Below are 26,234 nucleotides of genomic sequence, written 5' to 3' on the forward strand. Positions count from 1 at the left end.
ATATGTGATGGATTTCATGCTTGACATTCTGTTTCATTTGGGAGGAACCTACATGCAACAAGGAAAAGTAAAATGGTTCAATAACGAAAAAGGTTATGGTTTTATTGAGTACAATGATGGTGAAGATGTATTCGTCCATTTCACAGGCATCCAAGAGGAAGGTTTCCGCACCTTAGAAGAGGGACAAGATGTTAGCTTCGAAATTATTGAAGGTAATCGAGGTCCACAAGCAGCAAACGTAAATAAAATATAGTGATTACAGCTATTCTACAAGTTTAACTTGAGAATAGCTTTTTTTATTGTGTGTAATTTAAGAACATCTTTTATAGCATTCATAAAGTTTGAATTTAATATTTATTTCATCAAAATTTTTTTGCCAGTTTTATATAAAATAGAATAATAAATTGATTGTAATTTCAAAACTAATCTAAATATCAACATTGTTCTTTAAAAATGTGAAAACCAAATGCTATATTAAAGTATAATCTGTAGGAAAAATAAAAAGGCGTATCAAAGTCTAAAAAAACTTTAGAAACGCCTTCAAATTATAAAGCTACTTTTTTCACTTCGAGTCTTACAATTTGATGCATATTGGTGTCTTGAATGGTAAATTCATAACCTTCAGCTTCATGCTTCTCACCCTTCAAGATGCGATCATGATTTGTCATGAACCAGCCTCCAATTGTATCGATATCTTCGTCATTAATATCGATATTTAAGAGTGCCTCTACTTCTTCCAGTCTCAGCTTTGCATCAAGATTATAATGATTTTCTGCTATTTTCTGCACTTCAGGTAACTCATCATAGTCAAATTCATCCTTGATATCACCGACAATTTCTTCAATTATATCTTCAATTGTTACAAGGCCAGATGTACCACCATACTCATCCATAAGAATTGCCATATGAATGCGCTTTAATTGAAATTTAAGTAATAAATCACTAATCGGAACCGTTTCAATAATACGAATAACAGGTTGCATAAAGTGTGTTATCTGTTTTAAAGCATTTTTTTCATCTAAAATAAAAGCTGTTAACAGCTGTTTCATATTAACAATACCAACAATATGATCCTTATCCCCGTCGACGACAGGATAACGCGTATATTGTTCTACATTAATCACATCAAATACTTCCTTAAGCGTTAAATGTTGATCAAGGCTAACAATTTCCGTTCTAGGAACCATAATTTCTTTTGCAATACGATCATCGAATTCAAAAATACGGTTCACAAAACTATATTCAGAGCGATTAATCTCACCACTTTTATAACTATCTGACAAAATCATCCGCAACTCTTCTTCACTATGAGCAACTTCCGATTCTGACTGCATTTTCAAACCAAATAATGCGGTCAAGCCTCTTGCAGAACCATTTAAAAGTTTAATGACTGGATACATAATATTGTGGAATAAAATAAGTGATCCAGCTGTTTGCAGTGTAACGGTTTCAGCCTGTTGAATTGCTAATGTTTTTGGTGCAAGCTCTCCGACTACAACATGCAAAAAAGTTACGATTGAGAACGCAATAATAAATGACACCACGGAAGAAATACGAGCATCTAAGCTGAATATCTCAAACAATGGTTTCAGTATAGCTTCAATAGTAGGTTTCCCCAACCATCCAAGCCCTAATGCCGTAATCGTAATGCCAAGCTGGCAAGCTGATAAATATTCATCTAAATTATTCGTGACCTTTTTTGCTCTTAAAGCCTTTTTATTCCCTTCAAGGACAAGCTGGTCAATTCTAGTTGATCTCACCTTTACTATCGCAAATTCCGCTGCTACGAAAAACGCAGTAAGTGCAATTAGTATTACGAAAACAACTAACTTAATGGCTATATCATTGTCCAATCATGTTCTTTATATCTGATCTGATCCTTATTTCAGATTCAGAATAAAGAATTCACCTCCTGTAAAATAAGTTACTATTACTAATCTATATGAAAGTATATGTAAATTGCAATTAAGAAGATGATTATTTTTAAAATTTTTTCATTTATCTGAACTTTTTTTATTTATTTTTTTAAAAATTACAGAATTTTTTTCATCTGGTAAACTCAAAACTTTCATTATTATCTTAAAATATTTAATTTATCATAGTCTTTTAAAAAAATCATTCTATCGTACTGATATGATATCGGATTATCCTTTTCTTTAAATATTTTATTGAGAAGATGCTGTTTACCTAGGGCGTAAAGTTATTTGAATGTTTTTAAGTCATAATGTAAAAAAAAGAGCTCCTTTAAATCGTTTGATCGACTTAAAGGCGCTACTTCAATTAATTATCATTTTAAGTTTGTTGCTGATAATGCGAAAAATTCATTGTATAATGCTTGTAAAATTTTGTTTTCAAATTCTTTACGAACACCAAATACAAGGCTGACTTCTGATGACCCTTGATTGATCATTTCAATATTTGCTCCTGTTTTTGAAATGGCTGTTGCCGCACGCGCTGCTAGACCTGTATTGTTATTCATGCCTTCTCCAACGATTACAATCATTGAAAAATCATGGCGGAAATGCACGTCGTCTGCCTGCAATTCTGTTTCAACACGTTTTACGATACGATCTTCTTTTTCAGAAGTTAACTGGTGACTTCGAATAATAACAGAAATATCATCTAAACCTGATGGTGTATGCTCATATGATATATTCTCATCTTCTAATATTTGAAGTAATTTACGACCAAAACCAATTTCCCGGTTCATCAAATATTTACTAACGTATAAAATCGAGAATCCACTATCAGCTGAAATACCAGTTACTGGGCTATGATTTGATTCACGAACAGACACTATTCTCGTTCCCGGTGCTGATGGATTATTTGTATTTTTGATACAAACTGGAATACCAATTTTATACACCGGCATTAGTGCTTCATCATGGAAAACCGAGAAACCCGCATATGATAATTCACGCATTTCACGATATGTAATCTCTTGTATTTCAACTGGACAATTTACGACTTTAGGATTTGCACAGAATACGGAATCGACATCAGTAAAGTTTTCATATAACTCAGCTTTTACCGCTGCGGCTAAAATTGACCCTGTAATATCAGAACCTCCACGTTCAAATGTACGTAGTACGCCCTCTTCTGTATAACCAAAGAATCCAGGGAACACGACGATTTCTTGAGAATCTTTTAAGACACTCAAATTATCGTATGCTTTTGGCAACGCCTGTGCTCGAGCAGGCAGATCATTTACGATTAAGCCAGCTTCAAGGGGACTCATGTATTTTGCTTTTAGTCCAATACTATCGAAGTAAGCTGCAATCATTTTCGCATTATTGTCTTCTCCACTCGCCTTTAAGCTATCCATCAACTGTTCATCCGCAACCGAACCTGCTTCTGCAATACGTTTTCGTAAGTCTGACTCAATGACTTCACAAATGACATGATCTAAACCCAGTCCATTTGCATTGCTTTCATAGCGCTTTATAACATTTTTTAGTTTTTCTTCTACCGCATCTTGTTGCAATGCAGCATTCGCCAACTCAATTAATAAATCTGTTACTTTTATGTCATCATTAAACCGTTTACCCGGTGCTGAAACGACAATCAGACGTCTTGTAGGATCTGATTGTACGATTGCCGCTACCTTTTTGATTTGTTCTGCACTTGCAACAGATGTTCCACCAAATTTACATACTTTCATTTAATCATATCCTTACATTGTTTATTTACTCATTTGTATTCTCAATAAAAACATTTGTATATTCACAGTGTACAAACACTAACTGAAGTAGTCAATAAATTTTTACAACTCTATACAAAGAATTGTTGCAATTGAACAATTATTATCATTATTCAGTTATTGTTATCAACATGTTACTAGCATCCGTCTGTTATTTCAACAATAAAAAACACCAAGAGACTAATCTCAAGGTGTTTTAACATTGAAGTAGGTTATTTTGTATAAACTTTTAAAAGTTCTTCGCCTAAAAAGTGTAATTGCTCCCCAATCGTACATGACTCGATACAAAATCGGTGGGCACCAGACTTCCCTCGGTCTTTACGAAGTTGATTTTTAACGAAGCAACCTTCACAATAATTTTCCATCATTTCGTCAATTTCTTTTATGACGGTTACTTTGTTCATCAAATCGATTCACCTCTAAATTTCAATAATTTTTATTTTACTACTTGGAGCATTTAGTTACAATTATTAGCTTTCTACAATTGCTTTTTAGTTTACGCTATCCAAACTAGTCCTATTCCTTTTCTGCACCTTTTCATATTTCTCTACATCAAATATACTTAAGTAATAAATATGATGTAGCAGGTGACTAAATGATTGAATTATATATTGATGCAGCAACTGCTGGAAACCCTGGTCCTAGCGCAATAGGAATATTCATTAAAGGTGAAGGTCAATTAATTAAAATTGGTGAATCTATAGGGGAAAATGATAATCACACTACAGAATTCATCGCACTTGTTCGCGGATTAACAGAAGCGTTAAAATTATCTACGGGTATGATCTCTGTTCGTTCTGATTCTAAAATAGTTGTCGCATCTATTGAAAAGGAATATGTAAAAAATGAAGCATATAAACCATATTTAGAAGAAGCGCTTGAGCTTTCAAAAAAATTCGATTTATTTTTCATTAAATGGATTCCTAGTTCTGAAAATCGTGCAGCAGATACACTTGCAAGAGAAGCATTGCGTTCATATCAAAAAAAGCAAACTCGTTAATGGAGTTTGCTTTTTGCTATTTCACTTCAGTTAATTGCTTTTTCAATTGCGTCAACATAAATGCTATTGCTCCAATCGCAACAACAAATGCTGCAGCAAGATAAACTTCTACATAACCATAATGTGTGGCGATAATACCAAGAAGCCATGACCCTAAGGCAATCCCTACATCAAATAGTGTAAAGAATGTAGCAGTAGCATAGCCAGTACGTCTAGGATCGGTGGATTGAATCGTCATTGATTGGAAACTTGGTACAAGTGCTCCGTAACCAAGTCCAATTAATACTCCCGCGAGCATGAATAACACTGGCCCATTGACATAAGCTAGCGTAATTAATCCTAGTATAAAAAGGATAAAACCTGGAATAATAACAAATTTAGGTCCTTTTTGATCATACAGGCGTCCTGTAAGTGGACGGGTTAACAGCATGGCTGCTGCGTAAACTGCATAAAATAAACTAGCAACTTCCATCAAACCCTTTTGTTTTGCGTAAACAGATAAGAAAGATAATACACTAGCATAAGCAATTGCAACAAAACATGCTAAAGCAGCTGTAGGTAATGCCTTCTTCTCGAATAAATCTGAAAAGGCTATCGAAAATTTTTGTTGTTTAGTGCCCTGTGGAATATCATCTAATTTAATCGATAGCGCTGCAATACCTCCTATTAAAATAACTGCACTCATAATAATGAACAAAATTTCGAAATTTAAATACTGAATGACCAAAAGACCAACAAAAGGTCCAAGTACTACCGCTAAGTTTAGTGACATTGTAAAATATCCAAGTCCCGCACCCTTACGAGATGGTGGAACGATATCTGCAGCTATAGAATTATTTGCTGTCGTTAATATGCTAAAGAAAATCCCTTGTATAAAGCGCAGTAATAATAAAAGTGCAAACGGCTTAAAGAATAAGTATAGTACGGTACATACAAAGTAACCGATTAAACTAATATAAAGCAGTTTACGCTTTCCAAAATGCTCTAAAACTTTCCCCGTAAATGGGCGTGTAATAATTGCAGATAGTAGGAAGATAGATAATAATAAACCGGCATCACTATCAGAACGGTTTAAATCTTCAGTTGCATAAAGTGGTAACACGGAAACTAATCCGTAAAAAACAAAAAACACGGCCATATTCGTACAGAAAAGACTAATAAACCGTTTCGTCCAAATTTTTTCTAACTTTTCCAATGATTCGCTCTTCCTTTCAACTTACATATCAGCTCTAGCAGCTGCTGTTGTTCCTCATCATTAAACGTTTCTATCAAACCCTCCTCAAATTGCAATACTGAAGCTAAAACATCAGGGAATTTTTTCTTACCTTCTTCGGAAAAGGATACTATTTTTTCTCGACGATCTTCCCCTTCTGTTCGCACAATCCAATCAAGCTGCTCTAGTCTTGCAACAGTTCGTGTCACAGTAGGTGCCTCAACCTTTAAGTACTTCCAGATGTCTGTTAATGACATCGGTCCATTTTTATTAATCGTATAGAGAATCGTCCACTGACTGCTATAAAGGTCATGCTCTTTTAAACAACTGTTTAATTTATTTGTAATATCTCGAGTAGTTTGAAAGATTTCATGAAATAAAGGATTCATTTGTATACCTCCACATTTTATTTACCTAAGTAAATAATAATTTAATTTTATTCCTACTAATATCGTTTGTAAAGAGGGATTTATATTCATAATTAAAAAAGAGGCTACTCTTATGTTGATTTCCCAACGCAGAATTGCCCCTCATATTATTAAAATTATTAATTTAATCCAATACCCATTCTATAATGTGATGAAGTAAAGAGAAAGTTAAATGATTCCCCGATTCCATCCATTTCTTATACTTTTTCTTTTCTTGAAAACAACAGGAGACTTAAAACAATAAGTAAAACAAACCCAGCAATAGTAGAAGGAATAAACCCAATCCTATCATCTAAATATAAACAGGTGAATAGAGGTAAACTTATCAATAAGAACATTTTTATAAAATACTTTTTAGACATTTAATACCTCCTTTATTAGCCTATCTTTATAATACCTTTAATTTCCACTTTACCCAAATAATTAATAAAAATCACTTTATATCAAACATATTAATCACTACTTCAACAAAAAACCGTAAGAGCAATTTCACTCTTACGGTTTACTATAGATAACTTAATTTTCAAATTTAAGTTTTTGTCTAACAAATTAACTCTAAGTTTTTTCAGCTCTTTTGATTGACTGTTATATTTAAAAAGGCGCCTATTGCACCACTAAAACCATGGTCTTCTAAGAAGATAGGCGTTTTCTTTTTTAAAATTGTGTAGTTGGCGATAACTTTTTTTAATGCTTCGTTTTCGTTTAGAGTTGTACCAATATATATAATATGTTCGACTTGATTTTGTTCTGCTAGCTGGATACTTAATGTTGTGATGACTTCCCCTACTAGGCCTTGCACTGTTGCTAAAATATTTTCAATAGGGTGATTCTTCGTTTCATCAATTCCCATTTTACCAAAGTTACTTGCCGTTAAAGTACCTGCAATCGGAGTATCCATCCCTTGATAAATATCTTGTACTAGAAGATCAATTTCTTGTCTTTCACCATACTGTGCCTTTTTAATAATTTCATGATAGTCGTATATTCCTGTCGTTAATGCTGCCAGTCCGACTAGTGTTCCTCCACCAATACCAGTACCACCAACACGATTATGTGTTTCACCATCCATAAAATGAATGGATGTACCTGTACCAACATTTGTAATGATGCTGCGGTCAAATTGATGACCATGCTGAATTAGTTGATATCGAACCCCTTTTAATGTAGCTTCAAATTCAACTATGTAATGGATGGATTTTACTTCTTTTAGTAAATGTTTAACTTGCTCTGCTCTTCCGCCTGTTAAGCCAATCTCTTCTATTTCAGGGTGATTGCTAATCCAGTCCGTTACAGCTTGTAAGTGATTCGAAGGGAAATGCTCTAACACTAGCTCGCCAAATTCATTTTCATAAGCTAATTTTGTTAGTGTACCCCCTGCGTCTATTCCAATTGCCTTAGTCATACCATTCTCCTTTGTGATCGCCCAATCTAAACTTTACTGCTATGTGCAGTTTTGTGCAATGATTTCCTACGATGTTATCATTTTTTCTAAAATTCTAATCACTTATTTTGAAAAAACTATATTCCCTGCAACAACTGTCTTAAGTGCAATAGCGTTTGGAATTTCATCTAATTCGCAAACAAATAAGTCTTTGTCGAAAATAGAAAAGTCCGCATCATATCCCGGTTGAATGGTACCCCTTACCTGTTCCTTGCTAATTACCTTGGCGCTACCAGTTGTATAGAGGGAAATTGCCTCAAAACGTGTAAGTTTTTCTGTTGGGATATATCCTTCATGGCTTTCCTCATGCTTTTTGCGAGCGATTGCAGCATGAATACCAAGCAAAGGATTCGCATCTTCAATCGGTGCATCGGAACCTCCTGCACATATCAATCCTTTATCTAAAAAACGTTTAAATGGATAGGTCAATTCAGCTCGCTTTGGACCGATTTTATCAACAACCCATGGGAAATCAGAAAGGATAAATTGTGGTTGAATATCTAAAATAACGGGCAATTTACTCATTCGTTCAATCAGTAAGTCATTAACAACACTGCAATGAATAAGCCTATCTTTTTTTCCATTCGTTATAGGATTAGCTTCGATTGCTGTCAATACTTGTTCAAGAGCGGCATCACCAATTATATGGACTGCCACAGCTTCACCATAAGAACGTGCCAATTTTACAAGTTGATCAAGTTGTTTAGAGGTATGGATGAATAACCCTTTATTTTGTGGCTGATTTTCATATGGTTCAAGTAATGCAGCTGTTGCACCACCAAGTGCACCATCAGAGAAAATCTTCATCGCACCGGGTTCTACAAATGGCTCAGTAAAAGTTGCGTTTGAGGTCATCATTTGTTCGAACGCAAGATGATGCCTTAATAAATGTGCTCTAAAATTTTTCCTTTTACCTATAATTTCATTAAAAGCATTCAGCGGATTGGAAAAATGCCCATAATAACTCATATCTTCAGTATGTCCACCAGTTAAACCAAGTGACAGCAAATGATTTACGGCTAACTCTAATGTATTTGTTAAAGAATATTCTTGCTCTACAGGTATTTGATCTAATACTTTGTAAAGCGCTTGATCATATAATAGTCCCGTTAATAATCCATTTTCATCTCGACCAATTTCACCACCTTCTGGATTTGGCGTTTCTTGAGTAATATTACCAGCAGCCATTGCTGAAGTATTCGCAAGAACGACATGTCTGCATATACGTTTTAGGACGATCGGTTCTTGACGAATAGCATCCAATTCTTGAACAGTTGGAATGCGAATATCATTAAATTGATTTTCATCCCAACCTTCAGCGATTAACCATTCTTCACTAGAACAATTAGCAGCTGCTTGTTTAATAACATCTAGCAACTCATCAGAAGATTTCACATTTGTTAAATCCAGTCGCAACAGTTTTTCTCCATAGCCAATCATATGTAAATGACTATCAACAAACCCTGGATACATCACGGCTCCTTGCAAATCAATATCCTCTTCTGCTTGGGTTTTTAGCTCTTCGTACGTTCCTACTTTTTTAACCTTACCACTCTCAACAAGTACCGCTTCGACTGTATCCCCATCATGTTGCATCGTGTAAATTGTACCACCAAACCATAATTGTCCCATTTCCCCTGTCCTTCCTCTAAATAAGTTTTTCGAAATATTCTTATTATATCATTTTGAACAAAAAGGACGCATTGATAAGGTAGGTAATCTAGACGTCAATTCTCATTATTATTTAATAAAACTTAATTGACTGATTGTATTTTCTTTTACTAAACTCCACTTTCTATTAAATGTATAAAAATAAACACGACTCTTTCCCCAAGTAATCTCTACAAAGTTTATAAAAGATATAATAAAGGGAAAATTCGTAATTTATGCTTAGGTTTTTATTACACAAAAAAAGAAGGACGAACAAAGTTCGCCCTTCTTACCACAATTCAACATTAATTATTGACTTGTTAATTTTGTATATATTGAGAAAAGTTTTTGGATTTCATCTTCTGAAAGAATTTTGAAATATTCTTGTCGCATTTCAGCACCTAACAAACTAGCTTCCTCTAAGATTTCTAACCCTAGTGGTGTAATTTGAATATAAGAAATTCTTCTATCATATGAATCCTGACATCGAACACAATATTGATTGTGAATTAGTTTTTCTGCTAAATGTGTTAAAGAAGGCGGTGCAAACTCAAGGTATTTTGCAATATCCGAAGGTTTACTTTTACCATGTTCTTTTAAATAGCTCAATACTAATATATGTGATATCCCTATATTAACTTTAAATAACTTTTTCCAAGCTAAAATCATGTTCTCATTTGCTTTATCAAGTACATGGACAAGGTCAAATAGGGTAGGATTATTTTTCAATGGCATCCAACTCCATATACAAAATTATTGTGCTGAGAATCCACCATCGATTACAAGTTCAGAACCAGTAATAAATGAAGCTTCATCAGATGCTAAAAAGATTGCAGCGTTTGCAATATCAGCTGGTTGTCCAAGACGAGAAAGTGGAGTCGCTTTAACCATAGATTCTACGTATGCAGCAGAATCTTTTAATACAGCAGTCATTGGTGTTTCGATAATTCCTGGGAATACTGCGTTTACACGTACGCCAAATTTACCGAATGCAGTTGCAGCAGCTTTAGAAATAGCACGAACAGAACCTTTAGAAGCAGAGTATGCATTTAAGCCCATGCCAATTTGAGCTGTGAATGAAGAAATGTTAACGATTGAACCCTTTCCATTTTCTTTCATTACTGCAGAAACGTGTTTCATACCTAAGAAAGGTCCGAATGCGTTAATATTGTGCATTAATGACCAGTCATCAACTGTAATAGCATCCATTGGTTTTTCTGATGAAATTCCAGCGTTATTAACAAGGATATCAATTTTACCAAATTTTTCAACGATATTTTCAACTAGCTCTTTCCAGTTTGCATCATCCATAACATTTAATTTCATTCCGAAAATGTTTTTTCCGTTGTCGATTGCAGCGATTGCAGCATCGTTAATATCAGCTGCAATAACAATTGCGCCTTCTTGAGCAAATAATTCTACCATTTTTGCTCCAATACCTGATGCTCCACCTGTTATGATTGTTACTTTATTATCTAATCTACCCATTATAAAAACTCCTTTTATAGAAAATATTTAGATGTCTAAGGATTTATGTGAAACTAAATTTATTAGACAACTAAATATTATCACGTTTAAATATTTAACACAAAACATTTATTTTATTTCTATAAGATTTATTTGTTTATACGGATTTAGTTGTATCTTTTTCACTATTTGATATACGATAGTATGGAAGATTTTTTGATTGAACGGAGGAAGACAAAATGTCAGAACAAAAAGCACTCTATAAAGAAGCGATGAGCGTTTTAAAAGCAACAAGTCGCACTTTTTTTATTCCTATTACATTTTTGCAAAAAGAATTGAAAACAACTGTTGCAACAGCATATTTATGCATGCGAGCTATTGATGAAATTGAAGACCATGAGGATTTAGATATCGCCGTTAAAAGCGATCTTTTACGCCAAGTAAGTACTATGTTATTAAAACCATTTGATAATGAAGCTTACTTATTATTACTTAAACCATATGAAAATATACTGCCTGAAGTAACAATCCGACTTGGTGATTGGCTGGCACTATGTCCTGAAGATATTCGCGAGACAATCGCTGCTTCTACAAGTGAAATGGCTGAAGGTATGGCTAAGTGGGCAGACAAAAATTGGGTTGTTAAAACAAGAGAAGATTTAGACGACTACACATACTACGTAGCAGGTCTTGTTGGGACGATGCTATCTGATATTTGGCGCTGGGGTGCTGGCATCGAAACAGACCGTGAATTAGCAATCGGTTACGGACGTGGTTTACAAGCGGTGAACATTTTACGTAACCAAGAAGAGGACGATGAACGTGGTGTAAGCTTCATGCCAGATGGTTGGACACGCGATGATCTATTCAAATACGCTGAGGAAAACTTGGCTAAAGGTGATTTGTATAATAAAAGCATTAAAAAACGTAGCATCTTAATGTTCTGTAAAATTCCTTTGGCACTTGCACATAAAACATTACAAGCTATGCTTAACGGTCATGAGAAAATGACACGTCAAGAGGTTGAACAAACTGTTGAGGAAGTAACGAAGGCAGATTAACCTATAATATTATACTAAAAGAAATACACAATACAAAAAAATTGGCCGAGTAGAAAAATTAATCTACTTCGGCTTTTCTATTACAAAATATTTAAGAATTAGATAAAGCAAGTACTTCCTCAATCCCTGAAATCATATCATACGCGCCTTTAGAAGTATTTACACAGACGACAATTTTGAGATCTCGCTTAGGGTAAAATGCAGCATGGAAATTAACTCCTGGATCATAACCCATTAACAAATACTTAGATACTTCTTCATCGTTTTTTTCAATCCAAATTCCGTAACCATATGATAGCCCTTCAACTTCATGAGCATGAGGCGTTAACATTTGTTTGGTTATGCTTTCACTCAAAAGTTTATAGTTTGTTAACGATTCCCATAGCTTCATCATATCTGGTGCAGTAACATAAGCTCCGCCATCAGACCCTCCCTTTACAGGTAGAGAGTATATATTCGTTTTCCATGTACCATCAGAAAAATCAATATATCCAATCGCTGTTTTTGCAGGCAAAGCATCCATTTCAAAATATCCAGAGTCAAGCATTCCTGCTCGTTGGAAAATATTCGTTTCAACATATTCGCTAAAGCTCATACCAGTTATTTGTTCGATAATTAAACCAAGCAAAATATATCCCGAATTATTATATTGAAATTTTGCACCTGCAGGATATTTCATTTCCTCATTTTTAAACAATGGTAAGAAATCTTGTAAGTTTCTTATATGGTACATAGGTGTCTTAATCCATAGTTCTTCAAAATCATTCATTACTTCTTCATCAAAATAATCCGGAATACCAGAAGTATGCGTAAGCAAATGGTGAACTGTAATATTTTCATCAAAATGCGGAAATTCAAATGGTAAACAATTTTGTAATTTCGAATCAAAGGAGAGCTCTCCTTTTTCGATAAGCTGACAAATGGCGATAGCTGTGAAAACTTTACAACCAGAGGCGATGCCGTATTTTGTATTTACTTCATTTTCAATTTTTTCACTTCGATTTGAGTAGCCGAAACTTATACTAGCTAGTGAATCAGTTCCCTGCTTCGTAAAAATGGTACCTGAAAATTGAATCTTTTGTTGAACAGACTCTATCTTCCTTAACAGATTTTCTAGTTTCATATGTGATTCCCCCTGCGCAGCAGAATTAGTCTATTAAAATCTTCTCACTTCAAACTACCATAAATAGAAATATTTTGGTATTATTTTCTATTTAATTATCTATTTTAATTTACTTTTTTAAATAATCTCTTCTTAACTCTTCAGGCACCATGTTAACACTAGTGGCCTAAATAATATGCATTGTATTTGCCATTCGTGATAGCTAAGCTATAATCCGATTCATAATCTACAACTTCTACGCCTTTTTCTCTTCGTAACTTCTTTTTCCAGTCTTTTGTATCTGCAGACATATGTACAGTTACTTGAAAGCCAAGTTTTGCACTCATTATTCCAAATTCAACCCTAAATTGTTCGTTGATCCAAAGGAAATAGAATATTTTGAAAACAGAGTATGTACCTCTTTAGAAGCAAGGAATTCATATGAATCTACTATCGTCAGTAAATCGTCTTCTAATGCTATTTTTCTACATGTTTTAGAACTTCCTAAATGCCACGACGCGCTTTAATCGAGCCTGAGACAGGCAATGTATTATCGCATTTTAATAAGTGTTTCCCTCTCATCAGTTACTTGGTAATAACTATTTAAAAGGCTCTTTATTTCAGCTATTTTTACAATCTTCGATTCAATAATTCCCTTTGAACTAGTTGTTTCAGGAAAAGCATTTTCTATAAAACGAGCAAAACGCAGCAGTCTCTCTACTGCGTTATCAATAGCTTCTCGCCCTATTTCATTATTAGTATTACTCAACTCAGAATATGGGCTGAATTTTTCGTTTAACCAAAGTATTTCTTTAGGAGTTTTACCCTCTTTAATTGTGGAAAAGCATTAACCAAATTATTAAAATCAATTGAAATCAAAGTTATTTCATCCAAGTTCACGATTTCGTCAAAATTTCTTTGCATAAACGGCGGAAAGCTTCGGCAAATTCAAAATTAGCCTCTTTTGAACGTTTTTTTGGCCCCTTCGTTCTACCACCAGCTTGCCTTATTTTCTGACCTAGATGTCTTGTAAAAAGTAATTGTTCTATATTATCCGATGTGTAATTTCTTCCGTTTTGATCAATAGCATAACCAGATTTAGCCAATACCATAGCTGCCAAACCATAATCTTGAGTAACTACTATGTCACCCTTTTGTAAGCGGTTAACTAGTACAAAATCAACAGCATCGCTCCCTTTTGAAACCATAACCGTATCCGCACCTTCGCGCTCAATTTGATGGGCAGTATCACAAAAAATGGTTACTTTCAATTGGAATTCCTGAGCTATTTTTATTATTAAATCAACAACAGGACAGCCATCTGCATCTATCAAAATTTCAGTCATATTTATAACCTCATTTACATTTTATTTACTTATCATTTACACTTGTATGATATTTCAAAATCATTACTTTTGACACCGTTATCGTGCATATATATTCATTTTAATTGTATATTCATAAATATTACAATATTGAATTATTGGAAAAAGAGCGCTACTATGTTCTAATAGGTCAAATATTACTGGGGGTATTCACAATGGTCACAATTACAACAGAATCAAAGCAAATTGCAACACAGTATATCGATGATGTGTTTAACAATTTGAAAAAACACCACTCACATGAGCCTGAGTTTTTACAAGCTGTTAAAGAAATCATTTATTCATTAACTCCTGTTTTTGCTAAACGTCCTGAATTAATGGATGCAAGTTTATTAGAACGCATCATCGAACCAGAACGTGTAGTAAAATTCCGTGTTTCATGGGTAGACGATAGTGGTAAGGTACAAGTTAACCGTGGTTATCGTGTACAATACAGCAGTGCAATTGGACCTTACAAAGGCGGACTTCGTTTCCATCCATCGGTAAACGAAAGTATTATTAAATTCCTAGGTTTTGAACAAATTTTCAAAAACTCGTTAACTGGCCAACCTATCGGGGGTGCAAAAGGTGGTTCAGACTTCGACCCTAAAGGGAAATCAGATGCTGAAATCATGCGCTTCTGTCAAGCTTTTATGACAGAATTACACAAATATATTGGACCAGATGTTGATGTACCTGCTGGTGATATCGGCGTAGGAGCCCGTGAAATCGGCTTCCTTTTTGGTCAGTACAACCGCATTCGTGGTGCTTATGAAGCAGGTGTTATTACGGGTAAATTGCCACGCTTTGGTGGTAGTTTAGCACGTAAAGAAGCAACTGGCTATGGTACAGTTTATTTCGTTCAAGAAATGCTAAAAGAAATTGATACTACATTCCAAGATGCAACAGTTGTAGTTTCTGGTTCTGGTAATGTTTCAGTATACGCTATTGAGAAAGCACAACAACTAGGTGCAAAAGTTGTAGCATGTAGCGACTCAAACGGCTATATCTTTGATCCAAATGGTATTAACTTAGATACTGTTAAACAAATTAAAGAAGTTGAACAAGGCCGCATTAAGGAATATGTGGAACGTCATCCTGAGGCTACTTTTAGTGAAGGTTGTTCTGGTATTTGGACTATTCCATGTGACATTGCTCTACCGTGCGCTACTCAAAATGAAATTGATGAAGAATCCGCTAAAACACTCGTTACAAACGGAGTAAAAGCAATCGGTGAAGGTGCGAACATGCCTTCAACTCTGAAAGCAATTCAAATTTATCTAGAAAACAAAGTTCTTTTTGCACCTGCTAAAGCAGCAAATGCAGGCGGTGTTGCGGTTTCAGCACTTGAAATGGCTCAAAATAGCATGCGTATATTCTGGACTTTTGAAGAAGTCGACGAAAAATTACATGATATTATGAAGTCAATTTATAGTAACAGCGTAGATGCTGCAAAAGAATATGGTTATGAAGGTAATTTACTAATTGGTGCGAATATCGCAGGTTTCTTAAAAGTAGCAGATGCAATGATTGCTCAAGGTGTTATTTAATTTTAACACTTCCTATAGTTAATCTTCAAAGCAGTAAATCCGAATGGGTTTACTGCTTTTTAGATAAATATTCGTCTTTTTTACATAGATTCCCCTTTATTATGAAAAAAACTATCATTTATACTCTAAATAACTTACAATAACTATGAAACGGAGGCTGAATGTATGGAACTTAAATATCAAGGGAAAACTAAAGATGTGTATCAATTAGAGGATGGTCCTCTATTATTAAAATTCAAAGATGATGTAACTGGTGAAAACGGTGTGTTTGATCCGGGTGCGAATACTGTTGGCTTAACAATTGATGGTGCAGGTCGTGCAGGTTTAAGTCTCACTACATTCTTTTATAAAAAGTTAAATGCAATTGAAGTCCCTACTCATTTCATTTCTTCTGATATAGAAAATGCGACAATGACTGTAAAGCCAGCAACTGTCTTTGGTAAAGGACTTGAAGTTATTTGCCGATTCCGTGCTGTTGGTAGCTTTTTACGACGCTACGGCGCTTATGTAGAAGAAGGACAAAAACTAGAGTCTTTCGTTGAAGTTACGATTAAAGATGATGATCGTTTAGATCCACCTATCTCGGCTGATGCATTAGCTGAACTTCAAATTCTTTCTCTTGAAGAATATGAAACTTTAAAACAACGTACTGTAGAAATTTCAAACTTCGTTAAAGCGGAACTAGCTAAAAAAGGTTTGGAACTTTATGATATAAAATTAGAATTTGGTCGCGATGCTAAAACTGGCGAAATTTTATTAATCGATGAAATTTCTGGTGGAAATATGCGCGCTTACAAAGGTTCAGACTATATTGAACCACTTGAACTTGAAAAAATTATGCTTTCAAAATAAGCAGTCCTCAAAGCTAGCCGATATATTGGCTAGCTTTTTTTTACAGGGAATAAACTATTTATAGTGAATTATTTTACTTTACTAAATATTTTCAATATAATGAAGATAATTCGAGATTCGTAATTTTAAAGGAGAGATTAATAATGAAAAAGAGTTTTGCACCACGTAATTTAATACCTGTTGAACAAACTTGGGACTTATCACCTCTTATTGATTCTATTGAGACATACAATGCTGGAATTGCTCAAATTGAAAAAGACGCACTTTTATTTAATCAAAAATACACTGGTAATATTATTGATTCTTCATCTGTCGTACAAGTATTGACAGACTATGAGAAACTAAATGAACAATTCGTTCCTTTTGGTGCTTATGCTAGCCTTTCATTAGAAGTAGATCAAACGAATGATGATGCACAGATGCGTGCAAGTAAGTTTGGATCAATAGCTTCAAAAATCGGTAGTCAATTATCATTCGTACATAGTGATCTTTCAGCGCTATCTACTGAAATTTTAGAAGAAGCTGCTACAATTGCTCCACAATTTGAAAATTATCTCAAACAGATAATCAAGAAAAAAGCATATCAGTTACACCCTGAAGTCGAAAAAACATTAGCAGCACTTAGCTCTTCTTTAGATGCCCCATATGAGCTATATAACACGACAAAACTTGTTGATATGAAATTCGACAACTTTACAGCGAATGGAGAATCTTTCCCATTAAACTACAGCTTATTTGAAGGAGACTGGGAATTAGAATCTGACGTTAATATTCGTCGTGCAGCTTTTGAAGCTTTTTCAAAAAAACTTCGCGAGTATCAACATACAACTGCCAAAACGTATAATACGCATGTCACGACTGAAAAAACCCTTTCGGATTTGCGAGGATATGAATCTGTAACAGATTACTTACTATTTGATCAAGAGGTCGACCGTACATTATATAACCGACAAATTGATTTAATTACTACAGAATTAGCACCTCATATGCGCCGTTATGCAAAGCTGTTACAAAAAGTTCATGGTTTAGAAAAAATGACGTTTGCTGATTTGAAAATTCCATTAGATCCAGAATTTGAGCCTATGATTACAGTGGAAGAATCAAAGAATTATATTGAAAATGCTCTTCAAATTATGGGTGATGAGTATATGGAAATGGTTGAGAAGTCATACAGTGAACGCTGGATTGACTTTGCCCAAAATGAAGGGAAATCAACAGGAGCATTTTGCTCAAGTCCTTATGGTTTCCATCCTTATATTTTAATCTCTTGGACTAGTCGTATGAACGAAGTATTTGTTTTAGCTCATGAACTTGGCCATGCAGGACACTTTGTCAATGCACATAAGAAGCAATCATTATTCAACAGTCGTCCGTCAACTTATTTTATCGAGGCTCCTTCTACGATGAATGAGATGTTGATGGCAAATTACTTATTGAAAACAGCAGAAGATACTCGATTTAAACGTTGGGTCACTGCATCAATTATCTCACGTACTTATTACCATAATTTTGTTACACATTTATTAGAAGCTGCATATCAACGTAAAGTGTATGACAAAGTTGACGCAGGTGAAAGTGTAAATGCAAATGTATTAAATCGATTAAAACGTGAAGTATTGGAAGATTTCTGGGGTGATGCAGTCGAAATCACTGAAGGAGCAGAACTAACTTGGATGCGCCAACCTCACTATTATATGGGCTTATATCCATATACTTATAGTGCAGGATTAACTATCTCTACACAGGTATCTCAACGTATTTTAAATGAAGGTCAACCTGCTGTTGAAGACTGGTTAAAAGTATTACAAGCTGGTGGAACGAAGACGCCTGTAGAGCTTGCTCAAATGGCCGGAGTGGATATTACGACTGATGAACCACTTTTAAATACCATTGCTTATATCGGTGGTTTAATCGACCAATTAGAAGTACTAACGGAGGAACTAAACGCAACAGTTATAGATAAATAATCTCTTCACCATTCAACTTCTGATTGGCAGTAAAAACTGTCTTTCGGAAGTTTTTTTATCCTAATATTCTAATTTATTTGCAGGATTATTACATAATATGTCGAATATAAAATTGAAGATGGTTACTCATAAATAGATATTTACATAGCTTGTTCTTTAGCTTTTTTAAGGAGGAGTTCCTAAATGCCGTTTCAAAAAAACTATGAAACTGTAGATAATCTAGTCAACACAAACTTTTGGTCGTTGCAAAGGGCACTTTCAAAACTTGACACTGTCTATTTCGGAGGATAAATGAGCATTCTTGTGAACTTGAGAGGATATAGGGGAAGAGAAATTGAAATTTCCAGAGGATATTTCTGCAAATAAAAACGCGACTTAATAATAAAAATTATAAAGTCACGTCTATTGCCTATGTAATTATTTTATTATACAGGCTTATCTAGAAATATATTTTGTTTGTCGATTTTTTACCCAAACACCCAATACCACCAATAGAATCATACTAACAGCAGGAATGACATAAGCCATTTGTGGGAATGTTTGTTCAACAAATCGCTCTCCGTACTTGTCTGCTACAATCATATGCCCCGCTGTATAAGCAATCATTAAAGCACCTATCCAAATAAGAATCGGGAATTTTTCCATTAATTTAATGATTAACTGACTACCAAATACAATGAGTGGAATACTTACAGCAAGTCCAAGTATAACTAGGCCCATATGTCCATCTGCAACTCCAGCTACTGCTAGTACATTATCTAAACTCATAACGAAGTCAGCTATGATAATCGTACGGATAGCTGCAAATAGTGAACTACTGCTTTTCAAATCAGGGTCTTCACCGTCAGATTTTAATAAATCAAATGCAATATAGAATAATAATAAACCACCAACTAATTTAACTAATGGAATTTGTAATAACCAGACTGCAACGAATGTAAGTAACACGCGTAAAATAATGGCTCCTGCAGTACCGATGAATATGGCTTTTTTCCGTTGTCTTTTTGGTAAGTTACGACATGCTAGCGCTATGACTACAGCATTATCTCCACTTAATACAATGTCTAGTAAAATAATGGATAAGATCTTTGTTATAAAGGCTGCATCCATTTAATCTCCTTCTTTCTAGTTAGATATCCTTTACTATTCTACTCTTATATAAATAAATGGAAAGTAAAAACTCTGGACAGACTCTATTTTATGTGAAAATGGCGATAATTATGTTATGAATGCGCAAAAAAGCGAGCAAAATCATAACTTTGCTCGCTTTTTTAGTTCTATTTTGCTTTCAATTGAATCAATTATTTCTTTGAAGATCCTTTTTCAGGTGCATACGCTGTAATCCAATCACTATAACTACCTGTGTACAGTTGTACATTTGAATATCCTTCTTCTTTTAAAATAGCGAATAATGGTGATGCTGTTACACCACTACCGCAATAAACTACTATTTGCTCATCTTGTCGAACAACATCACGCAATTTTTGATTTGTTGTTAAAACTCCATCTGACTTTAATTGCTCCCAATCAAAATTTCGTGCTCCTGGAATATGACCTGCCACCTTATCTAGCGGCTCTATTTCCCCTAAATATCTCGCTTCAGCACGCGCATCTAGTAGCACTTTTTTTACTTTCCCATCAACTATCTCTTTGACACCTGTACGATTTACATAAAGATCGTCTTGCCATCTTGGTTTAAGAGCAGTATTTGTCACTGATTGTTCTCCTGATTGAACAGCAATACCCGCTTCCTTTATGGCACTGTAGCCCTCTTTTACTATTTTGGCATTTTTAAAACCACCATATTGTAGCATCCACCATGCACGTGTTGCAAAGGGTGAAGCACCTTGATCGTAGACAGCAATTGTTTTGTCCGTATCATAATGTAAACCACTTCTTTCAAACAACGCCTGTAATTGATCTTTGTCGGGCATTGGATGACGTCCCTCATCTTTTGTCATATCTGAAAGGTCTTTTTCTAAATCCCAGTATACTGCTCCTTTAAAATGTTCCTGATTATAAAGGTTTCGTCCTTCTTCTGCATTTTGCAGATTATAACGCGCATCAATCCAGATAGTATTATTCACGTCTAAATCTTTGATTGAAATAAATACGTTCACCATTACTTCACAACTCCTTCAAATAAAGATGAGTAGATTTTTTTCCATTCAACAAGCTTGCTTTCTTCTTGTAAAAGCTCACGTTCTGTTGCAATTTGCTCTGTTGCTTGGGCACTTAGATGATGACGTAAACTTTCTGCTTCAGTATTAATAAGCGATTCAGACCAATTGTTTAAACGTTTTGCTTCCGTGTTCAAATACTGTTGTGCGTCTGGTTTTGTCAATTGTTCTAATGCTTCTCTTAATTTTAAGCGATCGCCTTTTTCAAAAAATGCTTTATTATTTTTAAAATGAGATTTAACAGATTCATACGGTGCAGTTTGTTCAAATGGCCCTACAAATTCTAGTATTGCTGGCTCTTCTGTTTCAAATGGCGTGAATGAGAAACTATCATTTACATCTTTTAATTTTCTTACATCTTCAATATAACGCTCAGTCATCTTTTTATGGATAAACTTCGCAATACGGAAGTTTGTAACACGCATTTCTTGTTCTAAATCAAAACTTAAGCTTTGTAATAATTCTTTTAATGCTAATTGTAATGCCGTTGTTGATGATTTACCTGCAAATGTTGCTGGATTATACGCTTCATTATAAAAATCTGCAAAACGATAGTAAACTCGCTGTAAAACATAGTACATTAGCTCTGATAATTCCTGCTCAACATCTTTTTTAATAACAGCTGCACCTGATTTTTCAAAACGAGTATGAATAAATTGCTCAAGTTTCGTCAGTTCCACTAGGCGTTCATCTTTACGTAGCATATTGTCCTCAGTTTGCTTAATAAGTGAAGCGAGACGGTTTTGGGTTTTATCCGTTTCTTCTACTAAAGCTTGAACTGCTAAAGAGCTCAACTCTTCAGATAGGAAATGGTGGAATGCATCTTCAAACGGCTGCATTCCTGATTCGAAATTACTTTTTTCTACTTTTTCTTTTAATGCGAGTAAACTAGAGACACCAAATAATCGAGGTTTTCGAATACCGAAACGTTGCAATTCTTGCTGTACATAGGTTTTAACTTCTCCCTCTTCTTCCTTATTTGATGCAAGATCAATAGCATTTACGATGAAGAACATCTTATCAAGCTCAAAGGCATCTTTTACACGACCTAATTGAATCAAGAATTCACGATCTGCTCGAGCGAATGCATGATTATAATAAGTAATAAATAGAATCGCATCAGCATTTCTAATGTAATCAAATGCAACACCTGTATGACGGGCGTTAATAGAGTCTGCTCCCGGGGTATCTACTAATGTGACACCCATTCTTGTTAATTCACAATCAAAATAGAAATCAATGGAATCGACAAAACAACTACGTTTTTCTTCGGCGACAAATTTTTCGAAATCCTCTCGATTTGTGCGTAAAGTCGTTCCTAACTGCTCTTTAAATTCTTCATATCCTTGTGCGAAGGCACGGATGAAAGACTTATGGACATGTAATCTCTCATCTACTAATTCCATTTGCAATCCTTCAGCAGCTTTATTGAATGCTTCTTCTAAAGTTGTCACATGCATACCAATCGCCTCATAAGACGAGATGATGTCATCTTGTAATTGGTCAGTTGTTTTTAATCGAACATCAGCCGTTTCATGAGGATGTTCTGGTGAGACAGGTCGAATTTTGTTAATTGCTGCTGTCGTTGGATTTGGTGAAACAGGTAAAACTTGTTGACCCATTAGCGCATTAGAAAATGATGATTTACCAGCACTAAATGCTCCAAACAACGCAATTGTGAAATCCTTTTTCTGAAGACGTTCTACTTTATTTTTGAGATAAGTTGATACCTCTTTAAATCCTTGTACATTCGCTACAGCATTAGCTGTATGTAATGCTTGCTTGACTGCGATAGCAGTTTGTATAGTCTCCACATCTTCAGCATTTTCGGTAGGTTTTTCTTCTATTAGAATATCTTCCTCTTGTTGTAACATCGTAGGGTCGAATAATCGTATTTGCTCAAAAGCTTCTGCATGCTCTTTTGTCCACATTGCAACATAATTATCTGCATCCTTATTTAATACTGTTGTAGCAGCTGCTGCTTTTTTCGCATAAAACTGCTCCTGTTCTTCAACATGCTCGATTTCTTTAATAACTGATACTTTTTCAGAAAGTACTTCTTGTTTTTTCTTCAACGGTTCAACAGAACCAAAAGATAATTGCTCTACAAAAGATGCCTTGTCGTCTTTCCATTCATCAGTTGTTCTAATAAACCAACGCTTTGTTGCTTCTGATACACGGTTAGCAAAATTCAACAACCCATCACCAGTCGCCAAAGCATCTTTTTTCACTTGATCTTGAATTGTCTCAAAAGGTACCTTGAATTCAATTGTATCAATTTCAAGAGATACATCATCAGTTAGTGCACCAACATCCTTCAATGAATTTTTCATCAATGACAGCATATGACCTGATATTTGTGATGTAATAATCGACTGATAAAGTTTGTAAAGCTCTTCTTTACGTAATTCTTTTTCAGCAGCAGTTTTCTTTGCGGAGAAGAACATCCCTACCTTAAAGTCTTCTTGCATACTTTCTAAGTAAAGTTTTAGCTTATCACGTAGCTCATAAGGCATAATACCAGCATTATTTAGTAACTCTTCACGTTGTTGTTCAAAGGATTTTTTCCATTTTTCAACAGAGTAAAGCTCTAATTGACGCTGGATATTGGCGTATTGATCTTTTAACTCTTGGCGATTTTCCCAATCTGAAAATGGTAGAATTTCTTCATTTGTATCGAAAATTTCTTGTTTTGTCGCTTTTAAATATTCTTCATGCTCTTTATTCAATTGTTGTAAAGTTTTTTTAGCTGTCTCAACTAACTGATCTTGCCACCCATCCATGCTACTCATGACAATTTCCTTGACTGTTTGGAAATCATTATGTGGATGCTCTAGTTCACGTAGAGAAGTAAAGAAGATACCTTTTGGAACAACTCCCCAATTTGCAAATGAAGTATGAACAGACTGCTCAAATTCAGTAAAATCAAGTTCATTATCTTTGTGTTTATCAATTTGATTGACGATTAGATAAACATTTGGATTAAATTTCATTAATTGTTTTGTAAATTGAAAATTCAACTCAGATTGAACATGATTATAATCCATGACGTAAAATACAATATCCGCTAAATGAAGTGCTGATTCAGTTGACATGCGATGAGCATCATCCGTCGAGTCTACTCCTGGAGTATCCATTACTGTTACGCCATCAGGTAGCACTGATTTTGAATGACCGATTTCAATTTGCGATACGAGCGCTCCGTTTTTAGCGAAGGCCTTGACTGTTTTAATATCATAATCACCAGTGAATTTCACTGGATCTTGTCCTGTTAAATAGGCAATTGCGTAATCGCTTTCAGATTTATGTACTTTAACAACGTTTGCACTCGTAGGTATTGGACTAGAGGGTAATAGCTGATCACCAGTTAATGCGTTAATCATGCTCGATTTCCCTGCAGAGAAATGGCCAGCAAAGCCAATCATATATTCCTTATTTAATAGTTTATTGGCAAAAAGAGTCGTTTTTTGCAAACGCTCCTCATCTGCGTTATCTTTGTAAATCAAATATTGCATTGCTGTTTGCTTTAATAATTGTTGAAGTTGCTGATCAAATACTGTCATGAAAGGCTTTAACTCCTTTTATATGTAATAAACTCATTCTAACATGTAGAAGGAAAACGACAAACAAAAAAATCCTCCCAATTTCAGGAGGATTTTGTCGTTATTTTAAATGTGCGGTTGTTTGAGTGAACACATATTTACTAACTGCACCGTAGATTAATACTGTAGCTCCAATAAATGCAAAAATCACTTTGACCGCTCCCTTTTATTTGATCGTTAAGTATATGTAATGAATATGAAAATCATTCTCATCTACCTTAATGATAATGAAAATCATCCTCTTCGTCAAGTATTAATTCAATTTTTTAAACTCGCATGTTATTATAGAAATAAAGTCACGTATCGGGAGTGTTTAAATGAGTACTTCTATTCAAATACAAGCCGTCTTGAACGGTACTATAAACGCACTAAAATCAGTTATTCCATATGATATTCAAGTATCACCTCCAACTATTACATCAGACCCTTATGAACAAAATGAAATCGGTGTGCTAATTGGCATGGTTGGCGATTTGAAAGGGCGGATCATTATTGATTCAACACCTGATACGTTTAGTGCAATCGGTGCAGGTATGTATGGCATGACATTAGAAGGAGCCATGTTAGAATCCTTTACAGGTGAATTCGGTAATATGATTGCTGGAAACCTATGTACCTTTGCTGCAGAAAAAGAATTGGATTTAGATATTACACCCCCAACTGTAATGGTCGGGCATACAAAATTATACGGTTTCCAACATGCTTTTAAACTACCTGTAACAATTGATAACACTGGTAAACTAATCATCTTATTAACTATAGATACAAATGAATAGTATTTGAGTGTCTTGTTCAATGTATTGAGCTAGACGCTTTTTTTTGCCCCAATATATTAGCATACCCATTTTCCCTTCAAAATTTCCACAAAATTTTATGTCTTTTCACACTTCATTCACATTTCATGTGCTTTAGTGTGATATTTATCACATCCCACTAAAGCTTATTTTTATATGATGAACACACGGAATTAAAGATTTACTCAATTAATAAGGGAGGGTTCAATATGGCTAACAAAAATCATTCCGACGGCGACTTAAAAGGAACTTTTTACTTAGTTATGGCATTAGGGGTCTTTATAGTTGTAGTTTGGGGTCTTTGTTTTGGACTATTTCTTGATCGCTTTTAAACTGAAAGAAGGAAGGGAAAATTATGCATCTTCATAAATACGAAAAGTATTGGCTTGCATTCGGTGTTGGCTCACTTATAGTATTCTTATTAATTACTGGTATCATGGCCTTTCATAACGGTAGCCACCCACCAAGTGCTAAAAATACGATTAACTACGAAAAAGTGGATGAAATCACTCCATTCAATAAACCTGGTGTCCATAAAGTGGAAGGAAAAGACTGGGATTATGAAGCCGTTGTAGTTGCTTCTGCATTTTACTATGATCCTCCCACTTTAGAAGTACCTGTAGGTGCTAAAGTTAAATTCATCGCAACTTCAAAAGATGTTGTTCATGGTTTCGAGGTTGCTGGTACAAATATTAATATGATGTTAGAACCTGGATACATTTCAGAATATGTAACAACAGTTGATAAAGTTGGCGAATATTTAATCGTTTGTAATGAGTATTGTGGTGTAGGTCATGCTCAAATGCATTCTATGCTTAAGGTGGTGGAACCAAAATGAGTCAAGCATTAGCTAATAAATCTAA

Annotated in this window: 25 protein-coding genes; 9 read left to right on the plus strand and 16 right to left on the minus strand. The window is 34.7% G+C overall.

All coding sequences use genetic code 11. The features are described from left to right. Positions 1–52 precede the first annotated feature (52 nt). Positions 53–253, plus strand: a complete 201-nt coding sequence (locus BK137_RS01300) for a cold-shock protein (RefSeq protein ID WP_038190452.1) — start codon at positions 53–55, stop codon at positions 251–253. Positions 254–545: 292 nt separating this feature from the next. On the opposite strand, the gene BK137_RS01305 is transcribed toward BK137_RS01300, so the two are convergent. The 3 genes from BK137_RS01305 to BK137_RS01315 all read right to left on the minus strand — a co-directional run bounded on the left by BK137_RS01305 (position 546) and on the right by BK137_RS01315 (position 4,104). Then, positions 546–1,853, minus strand: a complete 1,308-nt coding sequence (locus BK137_RS01305; RefSeq protein ID WP_038190456.1) for a hemolysin family protein — start codon at positions 1,851–1,853, stop codon at positions 546–548. A gap of 434 nt (positions 1,854–2,287) precedes the next feature. Further along, positions 2,288–3,661 carry an aspartate kinase gene (locus BK137_RS01310; protein ID WP_038190459.1) on the minus strand — a complete coding sequence of 458 codons (1,374 nt, stop codon included), beginning with the start codon at positions 3,659–3,661 and terminating at the stop codon, positions 2,288–2,290. 251 nt (positions 3,662–3,912) lie between these two features. Beyond that, a complete protein-coding gene (locus BK137_RS01315) occupies positions 3,913–4,104 on the minus strand; it encodes a zinc-finger domain-containing protein (RefSeq protein WP_038190462.1) in 192 nt (63 codons plus the stop codon). Positions 4,105–4,295: 191 nt separating this feature from the next. Here BK137_RS01315 and BK137_RS01320 point away from each other — a divergent pair, with 191 nt between their 5' ends. Further along, complete coding sequence (locus tag BK137_RS01320) at positions 4,296–4,700, plus strand: ribonuclease HI family protein (RefSeq protein ID WP_038190466.1); 405 nt, start codon at positions 4,296–4,298, stop codon at positions 4,698–4,700. A gap of 16 nt (positions 4,701–4,716) precedes the next feature. On the opposite strand, the gene BK137_RS01325 is transcribed toward BK137_RS01320, so the two are convergent. From BK137_RS01325 to BK137_RS01350, 7 genes are all read right to left on the minus strand, one after another. Beyond that, complete coding sequence (locus BK137_RS01325) at positions 4,717–5,895, minus strand: MFS transporter (protein WP_038190469.1); 1,179 nt, start codon at positions 5,893–5,895, stop codon at positions 4,717–4,719. Beyond that, a complete protein-coding gene (locus BK137_RS01330) occupies positions 5,883–6,302 on the minus strand; it encodes a MarR family winged helix-turn-helix transcriptional regulator (RefSeq protein ID WP_038190472.1) in 420 nt (139 codons plus the stop codon). The genes BK137_RS01325 and BK137_RS01330 overlap by 13 nt, the downstream gene beginning before the upstream one ends. A 236-nt stretch (positions 6,303–6,538) precedes the next feature. Next, a complete protein-coding gene (locus BK137_RS22120) occupies positions 6,539–6,703 on the minus strand; it encodes a hypothetical protein (protein ID WP_155981207.1) in 165 nt (54 codons plus the stop codon). Between the two features lie 203 nt (positions 6,704–6,906). Then, positions 6,907–7,743, minus strand: coding sequence for a type II pantothenate kinase (gene coaW, locus BK137_RS01335; protein ID WP_038190476.1), 837 nt, complete (start codon positions 7,741–7,743; stop codon positions 6,907–6,909). A gap of 102 nt (positions 7,744–7,845) precedes the next feature. Next, positions 7,846–9,414: an amidohydrolase gene (locus tag BK137_RS01340; protein ID WP_038190479.1), complete on the minus strand. Its 1,569-nt coding sequence runs from the start codon at positions 9,412–9,414 to the stop codon at positions 7,846–7,848. 327 nt (positions 9,415–9,741) lie between these two features. After that, the gene (locus tag BK137_RS01345; RefSeq protein WP_235175776.1) at positions 9,742–10,161 is read right to left on the minus strand and encodes a MarR family winged helix-turn-helix transcriptional regulator; all 420 of its coding nucleotides are present in this window, start codon (positions 10,159–10,161) and stop codon (positions 9,742–9,744) included. A 24-nt stretch (positions 10,162–10,185) separates the two neighbouring features. After that, positions 10,186–10,920, minus strand: a complete 735-nt coding sequence (locus BK137_RS01350; RefSeq protein ID WP_038190490.1) for an SDR family NAD(P)-dependent oxidoreductase — start codon at positions 10,918–10,920, stop codon at positions 10,186–10,188. Between the two features lie 218 nt (positions 10,921–11,138). On the opposite strand from BK137_RS01350, the gene BK137_RS01355 reads away from it, so the two are divergent. Next, on the plus strand, positions 11,139–11,960 hold the full coding sequence (locus BK137_RS01355; protein WP_038190491.1) for a squalene/phytoene synthase family protein: 822 nt from the start codon (positions 11,139–11,141) through the stop codon (positions 11,958–11,960). Positions 11,961–12,051: 91 nt separating this feature from the next. Here BK137_RS01355 and BK137_RS01360 read toward each other — a convergent pair whose 3' ends face one another. The 3 genes from BK137_RS01360 to BK137_RS01365 form a co-directional block, all read right to left on the minus strand. After that, positions 12,052–13,083 (minus strand): serine hydrolase domain-containing protein, encoded by a 1,032-nt coding sequence (locus BK137_RS01360; RefSeq protein ID WP_038190494.1) that lies wholly within the window; start codon positions 13,081–13,083, stop codon positions 12,052–12,054. A 158-nt stretch (positions 13,084–13,241) separates the two neighbouring features. Beyond that, complete coding sequence (locus BK137_RS22125) at positions 13,242–13,409, minus strand: hypothetical protein (RefSeq protein WP_155981208.1); 168 nt, start codon at positions 13,407–13,409, stop codon at positions 13,242–13,244. Positions 13,410–13,958: 549 nt separating this feature from the next. Then, the gene (locus BK137_RS01365) at positions 13,959–14,408 is read right to left on the minus strand and encodes a YaiI/YqxD family protein (RefSeq protein WP_038190498.1); all 450 of its coding nucleotides are present in this window, start codon (positions 14,406–14,408) and stop codon (positions 13,959–13,961) included. Positions 14,409–14,602: 194 nt separating this feature from the next. Between BK137_RS01365 and gdhA the strand changes: the two genes are divergently transcribed. The 3 genes from gdhA (at position 14,603) to pepF (ending at position 18,795) form a co-directional block, all read left to right on the plus strand. Beyond that, complete coding sequence (gdhA, locus tag BK137_RS01370; RefSeq protein ID WP_038190501.1) at positions 14,603–15,976, plus strand: NADP-specific glutamate dehydrogenase; 1,374 nt, start codon at positions 14,603–14,605, stop codon at positions 15,974–15,976. Positions 15,977–16,141: 165 nt separating this feature from the next. After that, positions 16,142–16,828, plus strand: a complete 687-nt coding sequence (locus BK137_RS01375) for a phosphoribosylaminoimidazolesuccinocarboxamide synthase (protein ID WP_038190505.1) — start codon at positions 16,142–16,144, stop codon at positions 16,826–16,828. 143 nt (positions 16,829–16,971) lie between these two features. Further along, complete coding sequence (gene pepF, locus BK137_RS01380; RefSeq protein ID WP_038190509.1) at positions 16,972–18,795, plus strand: oligoendopeptidase F; 1,824 nt, start codon at positions 16,972–16,974, stop codon at positions 18,793–18,795. A gap of 435 nt (positions 18,796–19,230) precedes the next feature. Here pepF and BK137_RS01385 read toward each other — a convergent pair whose 3' ends face one another. The 3 genes from BK137_RS01385 to BK137_RS01395 all read right to left on the minus strand — a co-directional run bounded on the left by BK137_RS01385 (position 19,231) and on the right by BK137_RS01395 (position 24,538). Then, positions 19,231–19,905 (minus strand): TerC family protein, encoded by a 675-nt coding sequence (locus BK137_RS01385; protein ID WP_038190512.1) that lies wholly within the window; start codon positions 19,903–19,905, stop codon positions 19,231–19,233. Positions 19,906–20,096: 191 nt separating this feature from the next. Then, positions 20,097–20,918: a sulfurtransferase gene (locus tag BK137_RS01390; protein ID WP_038190513.1), complete on the minus strand. Its 822-nt coding sequence runs from the start codon at positions 20,916–20,918 to the stop codon at positions 20,097–20,099. Then, a complete protein-coding gene (locus tag BK137_RS01395; protein WP_038190514.1) occupies positions 20,918–24,538 on the minus strand; it encodes a dynamin family protein in 3,621 nt (1,206 codons plus the stop codon). Before BK137_RS01395 ends, BK137_RS01390 begins: the two co-directional genes overlap by 1 nt. A gap of 356 nt (positions 24,539–24,894) precedes the next feature. Between BK137_RS01395 and BK137_RS01400 the strand changes: the two genes are divergently transcribed. From BK137_RS01400 to BK137_RS01405, 3 genes are all read left to right on the plus strand, one after another. Further along, entirely contained in the window at positions 24,895–25,353 is a 459-nt protein-coding gene (locus tag BK137_RS01400; RefSeq protein ID WP_038190515.1) for a chemotaxis protein CheX, read from the plus strand. Between the two features lie 227 nt (positions 25,354–25,580). Further along, positions 25,581–25,703: a hypothetical protein gene (locus BK137_RS22780; RefSeq protein WP_268746475.1), complete on the plus strand. Its 123-nt coding sequence runs from the start codon at positions 25,581–25,583 to the stop codon at positions 25,701–25,703. Positions 25,704–25,726: 23 nt separating this feature from the next. Beyond that, on the plus strand, positions 25,727–26,209 hold the full coding sequence (locus BK137_RS01405; protein ID WP_038190516.1) for a cytochrome c oxidase subunit II: 483 nt from the start codon (positions 25,727–25,729) through the stop codon (positions 26,207–26,209). The last annotated feature ends 25 nt before the right edge of the window (positions 26,210–26,234 follow it).

Origin of the sequence: Viridibacillus arenosi, from assembly GCF_001955655.1 — a bacterium.
Taxonomy (GTDB): domain Bacteria; phylum Bacillota; class Bacilli; order Bacillales_A; family Planococcaceae; genus Viridibacillus; species Viridibacillus arenosi.